13 protein-coding genes are annotated in these 15238 nt (G+C 72.5%); 4 read left to right on the forward strand and 9 right to left on the reverse strand.

The window, feature by feature from the left end; translation table 11 throughout:
• Positions 1-162 precede the first annotated feature (162 nt).
• The 4 genes from KHU32_RS03865 (at position 163) to KHU32_RS03880 (ending at position 3092) form a co-directional block, all read left to right on the forward strand.
• A complete protein-coding gene (locus KHU32_RS03865; protein WP_213668703.1) occupies positions 163-1245 on the forward strand; it encodes a TRAP transporter substrate-binding protein in 1083 nt (360 codons plus the stop codon).
• Between the two features lie 86 nt (positions 1246-1331).
• Positions 1332-1892 (forward strand): NUDIX domain-containing protein, encoded by a 561-nt coding sequence (locus tag KHU32_RS03870; protein ID WP_456315932.1) that lies wholly within the window; start codon positions 1332-1334, stop codon positions 1890-1892.
• Positions 1893-2059: 167 nt separating this feature from the next.
• Positions 2060-2329, forward strand: coding sequence for a hypothetical protein (locus KHU32_RS03875; protein ID WP_213668704.1), 270 nt, complete (start codon positions 2060-2062; stop codon positions 2327-2329).
• 91 nt (positions 2330-2420) lie between these two features.
• On the forward strand, positions 2421-3092 hold the full coding sequence (locus KHU32_RS03880; RefSeq protein WP_213668705.1) for an ankyrin repeat domain-containing protein: 672 nt from the start codon (positions 2421-2423) through the stop codon (positions 3090-3092).
• 36 nt (positions 3093-3128) lie between these two features.
• Here the strand turns inward: KHU32_RS03880 and KHU32_RS03885 are convergent, their stop codons facing one another.
• From KHU32_RS03885 to KHU32_RS03925, 9 genes are all read right to left on the reverse strand, one after another.
• Positions 3129-4451, reverse strand: a complete 1323-nt coding sequence (locus KHU32_RS03885; RefSeq protein WP_213668706.1) for an aldehyde dehydrogenase family protein — start codon at positions 4449-4451, stop codon at positions 3129-3131.
• Positions 4452-4458: 7 nt separating this feature from the next.
• Positions 4459-5715 carry a hydroxysqualene dehydroxylase gene (locus tag KHU32_RS03890; RefSeq protein WP_213668707.1) on the reverse strand — a complete coding sequence of 419 codons (1257 nt, stop codon included), beginning with the start codon at positions 5713-5715 and terminating at the stop codon, positions 4459-4461.
• On the reverse strand, positions 5712-7337 hold the full coding sequence (locus tag KHU32_RS03895) for a squalene/phytoene synthase family protein (protein ID WP_213668708.1): 1626 nt from the start codon (positions 7335-7337) through the stop codon (positions 5712-5714). Before KHU32_RS03895 ends, KHU32_RS03890 begins: the two co-directional genes overlap by 4 nt.
• The gene (locus KHU32_RS03900) at positions 7334-8407 is read right to left on the reverse strand and encodes a glycosyltransferase (RefSeq protein ID WP_213668709.1); all 1074 of its coding nucleotides are present in this window, start codon (positions 8405-8407) and stop codon (positions 7334-7336) included. Before KHU32_RS03900 ends, KHU32_RS03895 begins: the two co-directional genes overlap by 4 nt.
• A gap of 2 nt (positions 8408-8409) precedes the next feature.
• The gene (locus tag KHU32_RS03905) at positions 8410-9153 is read right to left on the reverse strand and encodes a lysophospholipid acyltransferase family protein (protein WP_213668710.1); all 744 of its coding nucleotides are present in this window, start codon (positions 9151-9153) and stop codon (positions 8410-8412) included.
• Positions 9150-10730, reverse strand: a complete 1581-nt coding sequence (locus KHU32_RS03910; protein ID WP_213668711.1) for a phytoene desaturase family protein — start codon at positions 10728-10730, stop codon at positions 9150-9152. Before KHU32_RS03910 ends, KHU32_RS03905 begins: the two co-directional genes overlap by 4 nt.
• 142 nt (positions 10731-10872) lie before the next feature.
• Positions 10873-12405, reverse strand: coding sequence for a phytoene desaturase family protein (crtI, locus tag KHU32_RS03915; protein WP_249680540.1), 1533 nt, complete (start codon positions 12403-12405; stop codon positions 10873-10875).
• 88 nt (positions 12406-12493) lie between these two features.
• Positions 12494-14101 carry an acyl-CoA dehydrogenase family protein gene (locus KHU32_RS03920; protein WP_213668713.1) on the reverse strand — a complete coding sequence of 536 codons (1608 nt, stop codon included), beginning with the start codon at positions 14099-14101 and terminating at the stop codon, positions 12494-12496.
• Positions 14098-15219, reverse strand: a complete 1122-nt coding sequence (locus KHU32_RS03925) for an FAD-dependent oxidoreductase (RefSeq protein WP_213668714.1) — start codon at positions 15217-15219, stop codon at positions 14098-14100. The genes KHU32_RS03920 and KHU32_RS03925 overlap by 4 nt, the downstream gene beginning before the upstream one ends.
• Positions 15220-15238: the final 19 nt, after the last annotated feature.

The raw sequence follows: 15238 nt of genomic DNA on the forward strand, positions 1-15238 counted from the left end.
TCCGGGAAACGACTCCAGGCGCGCCCGGTCCGGGCCGGGAAAGGCCCTCGCGTCCCTCACCGAGGCCGGCCGTGCCGGCGGATCGCCAAATCCCTTCCCCCGGCCCGGTGTCTGGGATATGGGCGATTCACTAGGGTTGCAACGAACTGGAGGCAAATGCCCATGAATCGCCGTCTTGTCCTCGGCGCCGCCGCCGCAGCCGCGCCCGCGGCGCTGGCAGCCCCGGCCCTCGCCCAGTCCATGCCCGAGCTGCGCTGGCGCTTCCAGTCGAGCTTCCCGCGCAACCTCGACGTCCTCTTCGGCACGGCCGAGAAGGTCGCCGCCCGGGTGGCCGCGCTCACCGAGAACAAGTTCCGCATCCAGGTGGCCCAGGCGGGCGAGATCGTCCCCGGCCTGCAGGTGCTCGACGCGGTGCAGGCCGGCACCATCGAGTGCGGCCACACCGCCACTTACTGGTACATCGGCAAGGAGCCGAGCTTCGCCTTCTTCACCGCCATGCCCTTCGGCCTGACCACGCGCCAGATGACGGCCTGGCTGCGCCATGGCGGCGGCAACCAGTTCGCCGACCAGCTGCTGTCCGACTACAACTGCGTGGGCATCCCCTGCGGCGACACGGGCGCGCAGATGGGCGGCTGGTTCCGCAACGAGATCCGCACCGTGCAGGACGTGCAGGGGCTGAAGTTCCGCATCTCCGGCTTGGCGGGCGAGGTGTTCAAGCGCATGGGCGCCAACCCCACGCTCGTCGCCCCGGCCGACATCTACCCGGCGCTGGAGCGCGGCACGATCGACGCGACCGAGTTCACCGGCCCGCATGACGACGAGCGCCTCGGCTTCCACCGCGTCGCCCGCTACTACTACGCGCCCGGCTTCTTCGAGCCCTGCGCGCGGCTGCACATGCTGATCAACAAGCGCTCCTTCGAGGGCCTGCCCGCCCTCTACAAGGAGGCGCTGACCATCGCCTGCGCCGAGGCCGACAGCGAGATGGTCAGCCGCTACGACCACCTGAATCCGCAGGCGCTGCGCCGCCTGGTCGCCGCCGGCGCGCAGCTGCGCTTCTACTCGCGCGAGATCCTGCAGCTGGCCTGGCGCTCCAACGAGGCGCTGATGGCCGACCTCGCGAACGGGAATCCGCGCTTCAAGACGATCTGGGAGAACTACCGCCCCTATCGCGGCGAGCTCTTCCAGTGGTTCCGCGTGGCCGAGAACAGCTACGACAACTTCGCCTTCGCCGAAGCGGCCCGGTAGTTTTTCCCTCAGAAGCCAGGCGCCTACGCCGCGCGCCTGGCTTCGCCCCGCCGCTGGACCACCGCCAGCGCCGGCCGGATTGCCCCTTGCCTGCCGGGGTCTGGCCGGCCAGCCTGCCCGCGATGATCCCTCCGAACTTCACCCGTCGCATCCCGGAAGGCGAGGACCGCGAGCGCCTCGTCTGCAACGATTGCGGCTATATCGCCTACGAGAATCCCAAGATCGTCGTCGGCAGCGTCGTCTCCGACGAAGGGCGGATCCTGCTCTGCCGCCGGGCCATCGAGCCCCGCCGGGGCTACTGGACGCTCCCCGCCGGCTACATGGAAATGGGCGAGACGACCGAGGAAGGCGCCCGCCGCGAGGCCTGGGAGGAGGCGCGGGCGCGGCTTGCATTTGATGGCATTCTCGCCATTTACTCCATTGCAAGAATCGGTCAGGTGCAGATCATCTATCGGGCCCGGCTCGCAGAGCCCGGGTATTCACCAGGCCCGGAAAGCCTTGATGTCCGGTTCTTCGCTTGGGGAGATATCCCTTGGGACGACCTTGCCTTTCCTTCCGTCCGCTGGGCCCTCAGGGCATGGGCCGAAGGCGAAACAGCGATAGCCGGCAATCCGCCGCGGGATCCGCGCGGAATGGATGGCCTCTGACCCTTGGCGCCGCGCTGATCGCGCTTCTGGCGGCCGTCGGCGCGCCTTCCGCTTCCGCCCAGGCCGTCAACACGCAGGTCCGCGCGGAGGAGCCTCGTCCCGCGCCGCAGGCCCGGCCCCGGCCGCGCCCGACCGCCCCGCGCGACCGCGCCTATATGGATGGCGGCGTGCCCTCCTCGCCCGGCTTCAGCGGCTTCGGCACCACCAGGACCGCCCCGGCGCCGCAGGCCGAGCTCGCCCCGCGGCCCAATAACGACCTCGAATACCGTCCTTCCGCGCAGGATCCGCCGGACGTCGCGACGATCAGCCCGACGCTCATCAACCCGTCCCTGCCGGGACGCGGGGCGGTCTCGCATGGTGCGGTCAACCAGCGCGAGCAGCGCTTCCTCGACAATCCCGCCGCGGGCGCGCGCTTCAGCGTCCCGATGAACTGGTAGCCGCCTCTCGCCCCGGCCGGCGCCATGGGCTATGGCTCGCGCGTCTGGGCGATCCCCGCCGATGATCCTGAGCCCTGGAGGAAGACCGACGATGCGCAGCACGGCATGGATGGCCCTCTCGGCCGTCGCTCTTCTCGCGGCCACCGCCCCCTCCGCCTTCGCCCAGGGCATGCTCGGCCGCGGCGGCGCCGCCGTCCGCCCGCCGGCAGACCAGCGTCCGCGCGAGCCGGCGCCCGCCCTGCCCGGCGTGGCCGCCCAGCGCGGCATCGCGCCGATCCCGGCGGAGACCTCGCCCTCGGCCATGAATCCGAATGACGCGCTCTTCGATGGCATCGCCCGCGGCGACATCCAGACCGTGCGCGACGCGGTGGCGCGCGGCGCCGACGTGAATGCGCGCAATGCCCTGGGCCTCACGGCGGTCGATTCCGCCGTGGACCGCGGGCGGCCCGAGATCATGTTCTACCTCTTGTCGATGCGCAGCACGGCCAGCGCGCCGCCCCCGCCGCCCGAGCGTGCGGCGCCGGACGCCCGGGCCCAGCGCGCCGCCGCGGCCGCCGCAGCCGCCGCCGCGCGCGCCCGTCCGGCACAGGGCTCCGCGCCCACCGCCTCCACCGGCGGTACCGCCCGCCTTCCGCAGCTGTGGCAGGCCAATGGCGGCGCGCCGCAGCCCTCCATCGGCTTCCTGGGCTTCGATGCGGGCACGCCCGCCGGTGCCTCGCGGCCGACCGCGGCCGCCGCTACCGCCCGCCGCAACCGGGGCTGATCTCCAGGGCCTCTCAGGCCCTGGATTTCGCACGAACTATCGCACGAGCCAGCGCGCCAGCCGCCGCGCCATGTCCGAACGCGGCCGGTCGAGCATGCGCGACAGGCTCCAGCCACCGTGCCGTACCCGCGCGCGCAGATTGCTGAATTCGCGGAAGCCCGCCTCGCCGTTGCGTCGCCCGAAGCCGGATTCGCCCACGCCGCCGAAGGGCAGGCCGGGAAGGGCCGCGTAGTCCAGCGCCCGGCCGGTCAGCAGCGCGCCTGATTTGGTCGAGGCGGCGATGGTCTTCTCCTCCGCGGGCGTCGCGCCGAAGGCATAGATCGCCAGCGGATGCGGCCTCGCCCGGATCCAGGCGAGGGCGGCGCTCAGGTCGCGGCATTCCTCCATGGCCAGGAGCGGCCCGAAGATCTCCTCCTCCGCCAGGGCGCCGGCCGAGGGCACCAGCCCGATGGCATCGGGCCCCGGCCCGGTCCAGACGATGGTGACGCCCGCGCCCAGCCGCTCCAGCCGCGCGCGCTGCGCCGCGTCGATGACGGAGGTGCCGGTGTCCGGGATGCCGGCCGCCTGGGCCGCGCGGAGGAAGTCGGCGGCGCTGTGGCCGACCAGCAGCACCGTATCGGGGGCGACGCAGGTTTGGCCGGCATTCACCGATTTCGCGGCCAGGATGTCGCGCGCGGCACGGTCCAGCTTCGCGTCGGGCAGGACCAGGGCAGGGCACTTGCCGCCGAGTTCGAGGGTCAGGGGCGTCAGGTGCTCGGCCGCCGCGCGCATGACCTTGCGGCCGGTAGCGGTGCCGCCGGTGAAGACGAGGTGGTCCCAGGGCTGGGCCGCGAAATCGGCCGCCACCTCGGGCCCGCCCTGCACCACGGCGGCCATGCCCGGCCCCAGCGCCTCGGTGGCGATCTCCTCGATCAGGGCGGCGATGCGGGGTGCCGCCTCCGACGGCTTGAGCACGACGCGGTTGCCCGCCGCCAGCGCATCGATGGCCGGCAGCAGGGCCAGCTGCAGCGGGTAGTTCCATGGCGCCATGATGCCGACGACGCCTTTGGGCACGCATTCCGTCCAGGCACGAGCCGGCAGGAAGGGCAGGGACACCGCGACGGACGCCGGCCGCGCCCAGTCGCGCAGCCATCGGCGCGAATGCGCGGCCGCCTCGGCGACCAGCAGGACATCCGCCAGCAGGGTGTCGGTGCGATCGCGGCCGCCGAAATCGGCATGGGCCGCCTCGGCGATGGCATCGGCCCGGCGGATCACCGAGCGGCGCAGGGCGGCAAGAAGCGCGCGGCGCCGTGCCAGGCCGGGCGCGCCGTCCGCAACCTCGAAGGCACGAAGGCCGGCCAGCGCCTCCGCGGGGGTCATCCCCCGCTCATCCGGAGATCGCCCGGGCCGCGGCGGCGCCCGAGAGGATGGCCGCCTCGATGGTCGCCGGCAGGTCGGGCCAGGTCCAGTCGCCGGCCAGCGCCAGATTGGCCAGCGGCATCCGCGGCGGCCGGGGAACCTGCCCGACGCGATGGCGCGGCGTGGCGCGGCGCTCCTTCACGACGCGGCAGGGCGGCGGTGCCTCCGGCCAGTCGCCCGCCACCCCGAAGGCGCGCACGGCCTCGAGGATCTCGGCCCAGGCGCGCGGGGCGAGGGCGCCCACCTCCTGATCGGCCTCGGCATCGCCCGCGCTGACCGTGACGGCGAGGCCGCCGGGGCGGATCAGCACCCATTGGCACAGCGCGCCAACCAGGCCGAGGAAGCGCACGGGCCCCGGCGAGGTGATGGCGAAATGCAGATTCACGATCGGCGCATGCGCCTCGGGCACCGGCAGCTCGGGCAGCAGCCGCTGCGCCTCCCAGGGCGGCAGGGCCAGGACCACGCGGTCGTCCGGTCCGAGCGCGGTCTCGTGGTCCTGGAAGACGAGGGCGGTGGCGCGCCGGCCGTCCCGCGCGATCTCGCGCAGGCGATGGCCCGGCCGGTAGGCCGCGCCCGCCAGCTCCAGCGCCGCCAGCGCCGGCTCCACGAGGTCCGGGCCCAGGCCGCGCCGCGCCACCAGGAGGCGCGTGGCGCCGGGCGCGCCGAGGCGGCGTAGCACCTGGCCCAGCCGCAGGGACGAGGCCTCGGCGGTGGGGGTGTTCAGCGCGGCGATGACCAGCGGGTCCACGAAACCGCGCAGGAAGGCGGGGTGCCGCTGCATCGCCTCCGCGACCGTGCGGTCCTCGCCGCGCAGGGCCATGCCGGCCATGGCGAGGACGGCCCCGGCCGTGACGCCGGCGGGCCGGCGGGCGGCCTGCCACCAGCCGAAGGGCGACAGCGAGACCAGCCGCGCGGAATGATCCGCCACATCCAGCACGGGCAGCCCGCCCGGCTCCGGCTCCAGCCAGAACTGGCGCGCGCCGATGGCGTCGAGGAAGCCGAGCGCCGCCCGGTTGGCGCCGATCAGCGCATGGGTGCCGTTATCCGTGCCGTCGGGCAGGGCGCGGGCGCGGCCGCCGGCACCGGGCGTGGATTCGTGCAGCGTGACGAGGCGCCCCTGCAACGCCAGCGCATGGGCGGCAGCGAGGCCGGCAAGGCCCGCGCCCACCACATGCGTCACGCCGACACCCGGCCGCACGGGCGCGTCGGGGAAGGCGGCCGTCATCGCCCCGTGACCGCGAAGACGGCCATGCGCAGCTTCTCGCCCTTGGTCAGGCGGGCGCGGACGCGCGGCAGCGACCAGCCGCGCGCCAACATGTGGTCGAGGATGCGGCGATAGCCCCACATCATCACGCGCGCCGGGCGCAGTGCCTCGGTGTCGTAACGGGGCAGCATCGCCTCGGCCTGGAGGTAGCCGGCGGCGGCGCGCGCGGCGATCTCGCGGCAGATGCCGGCGAAGGCCGGGTGCGACACGATGGACTTGGCCGGCCCGTCCGGGATGCCGGCCTTGGCCAGCACGCTGAGCGGGACATAGACGCGGTCGCGCACCGCATCCTCGTCCACGTCGCGCAGGATATTGGTCAGCTGGAAGGTGTGGCCCAGCGCCAGGCCCCATCCCTCGGCCTTGGGCTCGCCGAAGATGCGCACGCTCATCGCCCCCACGCTGCCCGCCACGCGCCGGCAGTAGAGGTCGAGCGCCGCCTCGTCGGGCAGGCGCACGCGGTCGCCCGCATCGGTCTCCATGCCCGCGATCATGGCGTCGCATTCCGCATAGGGGATGTCGAAGGCCGCGCGCGCCCACGCGAGCTCGCGCGACAGGGCGCAGTCCGGATGATCGAGCTTGGCGCGCCAGCCGGCCAGGAGGCGGCGCTTCTCCGCCTCGGGCATCCGGCCGTCGGCGATGTCGTCCACCACGCGGCAGAAGGCATAGACCGCCCAGAGGGCCCGGCGGCGGTCGCCCTTCAGCGTCGCCATGCCGCGCGCGAAGGAGGAGCCGGCCCGCTGCACGCGCTCGGCAACGATCACGGCGTCGGAGCGCGCCGGGAGGACGGCCGCCAGGGCCTCGCGCGCGAAGTCGGCCTTGCCCAGGGCGACGCGGCCCAGCACCGGGTCCGCCTGACGCAGCTTCGCCAGCAGCCGCCGGGCGAGGCCCGTGGTCATGAGGGATTGCAGGCGCAGGCGGCGCGAGGCCACGAGGCGGGGCAGGGCGGCCGCGCGGTCGAGCTGGTCCTCCACGCGGTCCAGCGCCGCGTCCAGGATCTCGCGGCGGCGCGCATTGCCGGGCTCGAAGAAAGCTTCCTCACCGCCGGCCAGGGCGAGCCAGGATTGCGGCAGGTAGACGCGATCGAGCTCGGCGCGGTCGGAGACGAGGTCCTGCAGGTGGTTCAGCACCTGCAGCGCGGTGCAGAGGCCGTCGGCCGCGTGCCGGGCCTCGTCGGAATCGGTGCCGTGCAGGCGCAGCAGCATCCGGCCCACCGGATCGGCACTGCGCGTGCAGTAATCCTCGAGGTCGGTCCATTCGGCGTAGCGCGCCTGTTCCGAATCCTGCCGGAAGGCACTCAGCAGCCACCGGGCCTCCTCGGTGCCGACCTTCTGGCGGTGCAGCGCGGCGGCGACCTCCAGCGTCGTGGCCGGATCGTCCAGCGCGGCCTCCATGGCGTCGAGGCGCGCCAGCTTCTCCGCGGGCGAGAGGCTCGAGCTGTCGGCGATGTCGTCGGCCGTGCGGGCGAAGCGATAGAAGGCCATCACCTGGGCGCGCACGGGCTTCGCCAGGATCAGCGAGGCGGTCGGGAAGTTTTCCGTGTCATGGTCCCGGTGCGGAGCTTCCGGGGCAGCCAGGTCATTCATGCCGGTCTTGTGCCGGGATATGCGCGGCCTTTCCAGCCCGCCGGATAGCCGAGGGCCCCGCGGGCCAGCGCCGTCCATTGCAGCGCCAGCGCGACCAGGACCGTCAGGGGATGCAACGGCACGGTCCACCAGGGCTCCCGGCCACGCCAGGCGACGGCGGCCCGGACCGCGAAGCCCAGGAAAATCGCCGCCGCGGCCCCGGGTGCGGGCAGCAGCAGCCAGGGCCAGAGATGGCCGCCGGCCAGCAGCAGGGTCCAGACCGGCAGACCGATCGGCGTCGCCATCCCCTCGCGCGCATTCTTGAGAAAGCCGTCCCAGGCCTCGCCGAAGCCCCGATACATGCGGCAGCTGGCCAGCGGCGCGCCGGCGACGATCTCGGTATCGGCGCCGGATTGCCGGAAGCAGCGGGCGAGGGCGATCCCGTCATGCAGCACGCCCCGGATGGCCGCATGCCCGCCGGTGCGCTCATAGGCGCCGCGCTCGACGAGCAGGAGCTGCCCGCAGGCCGCGGCCAGGGCGGCCCAGCGTGTCGTCGTCCGCCCCCCGAAGGGCAGGTAGCAGAGCAGCAGAAAGTTGATGAAGGGCACCGTCAGCGCCTCGCCCAGGCTGCCGATGCGCTGCCGCGGCACCGCACTGACCATCGGCGTCCCGCGCGCGGCCATGGCGGCGGCGGCCCGGGGGGCGAGGCGCACATCGGCGTCGAGGAAGAGGAGGTGCGTGCCCGTCGCGGCCTCGGCCAGGCGGGCGCAGGCATGCACCTTGCCCGTCCAGCCCGGCGGCAGCGGCGGCGCCTGGAGCAGGCGGACGCCGGGATATCCGGCGACGATGGCCGCGGTGCCGTCGGTGCTGCCGTCATCCATCACGATCACCTCGACTTCGCAGCCCGTCGAGGCCAGCGCGGCCTCGAGGCAGGGGCCGATGTTCCCGGCCTCGTTGCGCGCGGGGATGAGGATGGAGACGCGCGTGCCGGCCGGCGGCACGCCGCGCGCCACCGGCAGCCGGATCAGGTTCAGGAGGCCGAGCAGGGCCGGCAGCAGCGCCAGCGCCAGCGCGATATGCGTGGGCGCCATGCTCAGCCCTCCCGCGCGCTCGGATCGTGCTCCGGCGCAAAGCGCAGGCGCTGCCAGAGCCCGTAGATGCCGCCCATGCCGCGCCCGCCGCCGATCACCACGCGGAAGCGCGCGGGATCGCGGCTGATCGCATCGGCGGCGAGCCGATCCATCACCGCCGTCAGGGCGGTGCGGAGGCCTTCCTCGTCCGTCGCCTCGACCGGAGGGCCGAAGGCCATCAGCGCCTCGCCGCGCTTCTCGGTCCAGTGGGTGTATTCGACGGCCAGCGGCAGGATCACCGCCTCCGGCGCAAGGCGCGGCAGGCGCAGGATGCCGGGCGCGAGCGGCACCGGGCGCTCGCGCACATCGGCGAAGCGGCCGGGCGCATTGACCCAGAGGAGGTGGCGCGGATCGGCCAGGACCTCCTTCGCGGTCGCGAGGAAATGGCGCGCGCCGCGCGGCGAATGCTGCTCCACGCCGAAGGCGCCGAGGCGGCGCAGGAAGCCGTATTTCTGCAGGGCCACGGCATCCATCGGCACGAAGCTGGACCGGTCCGGGAAGAGGCTTCGCGTCGCCAGCAGGACCAGGACGCCATCCCACCAGCCGGGATGGTTGGCGAGGACGATCAGGGGCCGGCCGAGCGGTGCGTCGGGCTCGCCCCAGCGCGCGAGGCGGAGGGCGCAGAAGCTGCCGGCGAACTGGCGGCGGAACGCGCCCTCGAAGAAGCGCAGCAGGCGCTCCGACCGCAGGGCGACAGGGCCGCTCACCCGGACAGCTCGGCCTCGCGCCGGCCGGCGAGCTCCGCCTCGGGGCTCATGCCGCTGCCGCCGAGGTCGCGATCCATGCTGTCGGCCGCGATCCAGCCGCTCATCATCACCATCGGCATGCCGGGGCCGGGATGCGCGGCGCCGCCGGCCAGATAGAGGCCCTTCACCGCGCGGCTGCGATTGCCGGGCTTGAAGGCGCCCGTGAAGGTGCCGTGCGAGGCCAGGCCGTAGATCGCGCCGTCCAGCACGCGATAGCGCTCGTGGATGTCGACGGGCGTCAGCCGACGCTCGACGACGATGCGCTCCTCGATGTCCTCTAGGCCGGCGGTGCGCTTCAGCTTGTCGAGAATTTTTTGCCGGTAGCCGGGGAAGAGCTGCTCCCAGTCGTGATGCGGGCGCAGGTGCGGCGTATGGACCAGCACGTAGAGGGACTCACCGCCTTCCGGCGCGCTGGTGGGATCGGTGGTCGCCGTCGCGGCGAGATAGGCGGTGGGATCGGGCGCGGGCTCGCCGCGCTTGTAGATCGCGTCGAACTCCTCCTCCGCGTCGCGCGAGAAGACGAAGTCGTGATGCGTCAGGTGCTCGTAGCGCCGGTTCAGCCCGAGATAGAGCACGACGCCGGAGCAGGCCGGCTCGTAGCCCTTCTTCGTATAGGCCTCGCCCGCGCGGCCGCCGACCAGCTCCTTGTAGGTGCGGATGGCGTCCATGTTGGAGATCACCGCGTCGCACATCAGGCGCTCGCCGGTGGTGAGCGTGACGGATTGCATCGCGCCATTCTCGATGCCGAACATCGCGACATCGCAGTCGGGCCGCAGCTCCACGCCCAGCTCACCGGCCAGCTTCGCCAGGCCCTCGGCCACGGCACGCGTGCCGCCCACCGGATACCACACGCCCTCGCTCGCCTGCATGTCACCGATGGAGGCGAGCACGGCGGGCGCGAGATAGGGATTGCTGCCGACATACTGGCAATAGTGATCCAGCATCTGCGCCAGCCGCTCGTCCGGCACATGGCCACGAATGACCTTCGCGACCGTCTGGCCCATGCGCAGCGCCAGGACATCCTTCAGCGTGTTCGGCGAGAAATTCTGCTTCACGTCGAGCGTGTCGCCGATGCCCTCGACCGACTTCCAGAAGAAGAATTTTTCCGAGACGCCGTGCAGGTGCTTCGAGACGTCCTGGAAATTTCTATAGCCATCACCCGCGCCGGTGCCGGGTGCGAATTCGTCCATCATGCGCGCCATGGCATCGACCTTCTCCATCAGGTCGATGCGCGTGCCGTCGTCGAAGAAGCAGCGCCATTGCGGGTCCAGGCGGATCAGCGGCAGCTCCTTCGCCTGGTCGCGCCCCGCCTCCGCGTAGATCCGGCGCAGCACGCGCGGCACGGTGAGGATGGTCGGCCCCATGTCGAAGCGGAATTTTCCCGAGCCGTCCGGCGCGTCGAGGAAGAGCTGCGCCGCCTTGCCGCCCAGCCAGGAATTCTTGTCCAGCAGCGTGACGCGATGGCCCCGCGCGGCCGCGACGCAGGCCGCGGCTAGGCCGCCCAGCCCCGCGCCGACGACGACAACACGCGCGCTCATGTCCGTGCCCTCGAACACCGGGCGGCGGCTTCGCCGCCTTGGCTTCGCGCTGCGGAAGTGGTGCGGCCTGGAAAGTCGGGACGGGCGAGCCGGCCGCCGCGCGGCCGGAGGGCGGCCAATGACATGATCCTGTGATCCTTGCTCATGCCATTACCGTGCGCGGTGCCAGGGCGAGTTCCTGCTGCACGAGCTTGGCGGTGATGCGCGCCCCCTCATAGATCACGGGCAGGCCGGAGCCGGGATGCGTGCCGCCGCCCACGAGGTAGAGGCCCTCGGTGTCGTTGAAGCGGTTGCGGGGACGGAAGCTGAGCATCTGCATGAGGTCATGGCTGAGGTTGAAGGTGGCGCCGTAGCCCACGGCGAATTCGTCCTGCCAGGATTGCGGGCTGACGATCCGCTCGTAGCGAATCCTTGGCTCGATGTCGTGCAGGCCCAGGGTCTTCAGCCGATCCAGCGCGAGGCGGCGGTAGCGCGGCGCCTCCGCCTTCCAGTCACCGCCGTGACGCAGATTGGGCACCGGCACCAGCACGTAGAGCGACGAATGCCCCGGCGGTGCGAGGCTGGGATCGGTGATGCAGGGGTTCTGCACATAGAGGCTCGGCGCATCGGGCAATTCGCCGCTCTGGATCTGGCGGATGTTGCGCTGATACTCCTCGGCCAGCAGCACATTGTGATGCGCGAGCTGCGGGAAGGTTCCCTCCACGCCGAGATAGAGCATGAAGGTGGAGCAGGAGTAGCGCGCCTTCTCGATCTTGCGGTCGGACCAGTCCTTGCGCAGATGATCCGGCACCAGCTTCGGCACGGCATGGGCGAAGTCGGCATTAAGGATCACGGCCTCGGCCGCGATCTCCTTGCCGCCGGCCACCACGCCCGTCGCGCGGCGCCCCGCGAAGGCGATGCGCTCGACCGGCGTGTCCAGGCGGATCTCGACGCCGAGGCGCTCCGCCACCCGCGCCATCGCATCGCTCACCGCGCCGCAGCCGCCGCGCGGATGGAACACGCCGTGCTCGTATTCGAGGAAGCTCAGGATGGTGAAGAGCGAAGGGCAGCGGAAAGGCGACATGCCCAGGTATTTCGTCTGGAAGCCGAAGGCCAGGCGCACGCGCGGATCGGCGAAGTAGCGGCGCAGATCCTGGTCGACCTGCTGGTGCGGACGCAGCTGGGGCAGGGACTTCATCACGCCCGGCGTCATCATGCCGCGATGGCTGAGGAAGGGCCGCTCGAGGAAGGGACGGAACACCTCCAGCTTGCGGCGGTTGTCGTTCATGAAGCGCCGCAACCCCGCGACATCGCCCGGCGCCAGCGCGGCGATGGCCGCCTCCATGCGGGGAAGGTCGGAGGTCGCCTCCAGCGTCACCTGCGGCTGGCCTTCGAAGACAAGTCGGTATTGCGGATCGAGGCGGATCAGATCCACCTCCTCGTCGAGATCGGCGCCACAGGCGGCAAAGATCTCCCGCAGGATGCGCGGGTAGAGAAAGAAGGTCGGCCCGAGGTCGAAGCGGTAGCCTTCGGGCGAGGTCAGCGTGCGCGTGCGGCCGCCCACCACGCCGTCCTTCTCGAAGAGCGTGACGCGCGCGCCGGCGGCGGCCAGCTGCATCGCGGCCGCCAACCCGCCGGGGCCAGCGCCCACCACGGCGACATGCGGCATCGCGCGGCGCAGATACGGGGCAGACAACGGCGCGTTCATTCGAGACCTGTCACTGTGTTCATCGCTGTGGCGGTGGCTCCGTCAACGCTCGGGCGCCGCCAAAGGCGGCAATCGGTCAGCCCGCGCGGTGGGGCAGCAGCGCCAGAAGCTCGGCCGCGCCGAGAATCTCCGCGCAATGAGCCTGGGCGCGCGGCAGCAGGCGGGCGCGGTAGAAGTCGGCGATGGGAGCATAGCACGGATCAAGCCGGGCCGCCCGCGCCAGGAGCGCGCCGCCGAGAACCCATCCGCAGGCCTCGAGATAGGCCGTCGCGGAGGCCGCGGCCTCTTCCGCCGAGGCGCTGAGAATCCAGCTCGTCGCCTGCTCCAGCGCGTCCAGCGCAGGGGCCAGGCGCGCATCCGCGCCGCGCGCCTCGGCCAGCAGGCCGCGCAGCACAGCGCCCTGGTCGCGCGGCAGCTTCCGCGTGACGAGGTCGAGCGCCTGGATGCCGTTGGTGCCCTCGTAGATCGGCGCGATACGGCTGTCGCGCAGCACCTGGGCCGCGCCCGTATCCTCCACGAATCCCATGCCGCCATGCACCTGCACGCCGAGGCTCGCATTCTGCACGCCGCGATCGGTGCACCAGGCCTTCACGATGGGCGTGAGCAGCGCCAGCCGCGCCTCCGCCGCCTCGTCGCCGAGCTTCGCACGATCGGCCGCGACGGCCGCGTCCAGCGCGAGGAAGCGCCCGGCGAGCGTGACGGCGCGGATCTCCGCCAGCATGCGCGCGACGTCCGGATGCGAGGCGATGGCCTGCCCGGACTGGACGCGCTCGGCGGCATAGGCCTCGGCCAGATGCAGCGCCCGCGCGCCGGCGGCCACGCCCTCGATGCCGACCTGCAGTCGCGCATTGTTCATCATGGCGAACATGGCCGGCAGGCCGCGATGCGGCTCGCCGATCAGCTCGGCCTCGGCGCCCTCGAAGAGCATGATGCAGGTGGGCGAGGCATGGATGCCGAGCTTCCGCTCGATGCCGCCGCAGCGCAGCGCATTGGGCGTGCCGTCGGGCCGCAGCGTCGTCGCCGCGAAGAGGCTGATCCCGCGCGAGCCGGCCGGCGCGTCCGGCAGCCGCGCCAGGACGAGATGCAGCGTATTGGCCGAAAGATCATGCGCGCCATAGGTGATGAAGATCTTCTGGCCCGTGAGCGCATAGCGCCCGTCGCCCAGCGGCTCGGCCTTGGTCCGCACCGCCGCGAGGTCGCTGCCCGCCTGCGATTCCGTCAGGCACATGGTGCCGTTCCAGCGCCCGCTGACGAGCTCCGGCAGCCATTTCTCCGCCTGCTCGGGCGTGGCGTACCTCTCCAGCAGCTCGATCGCGCCGGCCGTCAGCGTGGGGCAGAGGGTGAAGGCCATGTCGGCCGTCGTCATGATCTCCTTCAGCGCGCACCAGAGCGCGAAGGGCAGGCCCTGGCCGCCATGCGCCTCGGCCGCGGCGAGGCCTTGCCAGCCGCCCTCGATCCAGGCGGCGTAGGCGGCGCGGAAGCCGGGCGGGCAGGTGACGGCGCCATTCTCGAAGCGCGCGCCGAGGCGGTCGGCCTCCAGGCGTCCGGGTTCGACGATGTCCGTCGCGAAGCGGCGCATCTCCTCGAGCAGGGCCGCCACATCGTCGGGCGCGAGGCCCGATTCCGGCATCGCATGCAGCCGGGTGAGCGCGAAGTGGATGTCCTCGATCTGCGTCGTCGTCATGGGGTCACCACCTCGTCGCCCGCGGCCCAGGCGGGCAGGAAGGCCTCCAGCTCGGGCTTCGCGATGGCCTCGGCCAGGCGCGCGCCCAGCACCGGACCGAACTTGAAGCCATGGCCCGAGAAGCCGGACATCACCCAGGCGCGGCGGGAGATCTTCTCCACGACGAAGCGCTCGTCGGGCTCCACGTCGTAGAAGCAGGTCGCGGTGCCGAGCGGCGCGAAGCGCTCCAGCCCCGGGATGCGCCGCCGCGCCAGCGCCAGGATGCGTTCCGCCTCGCGCGGATCGGCGCTGCGGTCCGGATCGTCGGGGTCGCCCTGCAGGGAGAAGCTGTGGTCGCCGATCTTGAGCGGCGTGCCGGCCACGGGTGGGACCATGTAGAAGCCGCCGGCGAGGTCGATGATCATCGGCGCCTTCGCGAAGGCCGCGGCCAGCTCCGGCGGGGGGCCCAGGCGCACGATCACCTGGCGGGAGGCCGTGACGCGCTGGCCGATGCCGGGCAGCAGCCGGGGAATCCAGGGCCCGGCCGCGACGACGAGGACATCGGCGCTGCGGACCGTGCCATCCTCCAGCACCAGCGCGGCGCGCGCCGCATCGACGCGGGTGGCCCGCGCCGTCTCGATCATCGCGCCGTGCGCGACGACATGCCGGGCCAGCGCGGCCACGATCCGCTCGGCCAGCAGGACGCCGCCCTGGGGGCACCAGAAGGCCCGCGCGATCCCGTCGCCGGACAGATAGGGGAAGCGCGCCGCGACCTCGGCGCCGGTGAGGTCCGTGACGTCGCGGCCCTCCGCGCCCAGCGCGGCGCGACTGTCGCGGAACCAGTCGCCGCTGGCCTCGTCGGTCGCCAGCACGCCGGTGGGGATGTGGAGCACCTCGCCCAGCTCGGCCCAGAGCTCGTCCCAGGCGGCATAGGCGGCGTCGACCATCCGCATGTACCCGGCCTGCGCGCCATAGGCGTGGCGGATCAGCCGGTGATGGTCCACCGAGGAGCCGAGCGGGTTGGGCGGCGGCGCCTGGTCGACGACCCGCACCGCGAAGCCCTCGCGCTGCAGGGCCCGTGCCGTGCTGAGCCCCATGATCCCAGCCCCGAGGACGAGGGCAGTCGGACGCCTTTCCATCCCGTCATCCTGCCTGAGC

The organism is Roseococcus pinisoli, assembly GCF_018413645.1.
GTDB classification, from domain to species: domain Bacteria; phylum Pseudomonadota; class Alphaproteobacteria; order Acetobacterales; family Acetobacteraceae; genus Roseococcus; species Roseococcus pinisoli.

Bases quoted from the DNA above. Each gene is read 5' to 3' on its own strand.
- KHU32_RS03910 (WP_213668711.1), bottom strand. From the start codon at position 10,730: ATGAGCGCGCGTGTTGTCGTCGTCGGCGCGGGGCTGGGCGGCCTAGCC.
- KHU32_RS03920 (WP_213668713.1), bottom strand. From the start codon at position 14,101: ATGACGACGACGCAGATCGAGGACATCCACTTCGCGCTCACCCGGCTG.
- KHU32_RS03885 (WP_213668706.1), bottom strand. From the start codon at position 4,451: ATGACCCCCGCGGAGGCGCTGGCCGGCCTTCGTGCCTTCGAGGTTGCG.
- KHU32_RS03925 (WP_213668714.1), bottom strand. From the start codon at position 15,219: ATGGAAAGGCGTCCGACTGCCCTCGTCCTCGGGGCTGGGATCATGGGG.
- KHU32_RS03890 (WP_213668707.1), bottom strand. From the start codon at position 5,715: ATGACGGCCGCCTTCCCCGACGCGCCCGTGCGGCCGGGTGTCGGCGTG.
- KHU32_RS03895 (WP_213668708.1), bottom strand. From the start codon at position 7,337: ATGAATGACCTGGCTGCCCCGGAAGCTCCGCACCGGGACCATGACACG.
- KHU32_RS03900 (WP_213668709.1), bottom strand. From the start codon at position 8,407: ATGGCGCCCACGCATATCGCGCTGGCGCTGGCGCTGCTGCCGGCCCTG.
- KHU32_RS03865 (WP_213668703.1), top strand. From the start codon at position 163: ATGAATCGCCGTCTTGTCCTCGGCGCCGCCGCCGCAGCCGCGCCCGCG.
- KHU32_RS03880 (WP_213668705.1), top strand. From the start codon at position 2,421: ATGCGCAGCACGGCATGGATGGCCCTCTCGGCCGTCGCTCTTCTCGCG.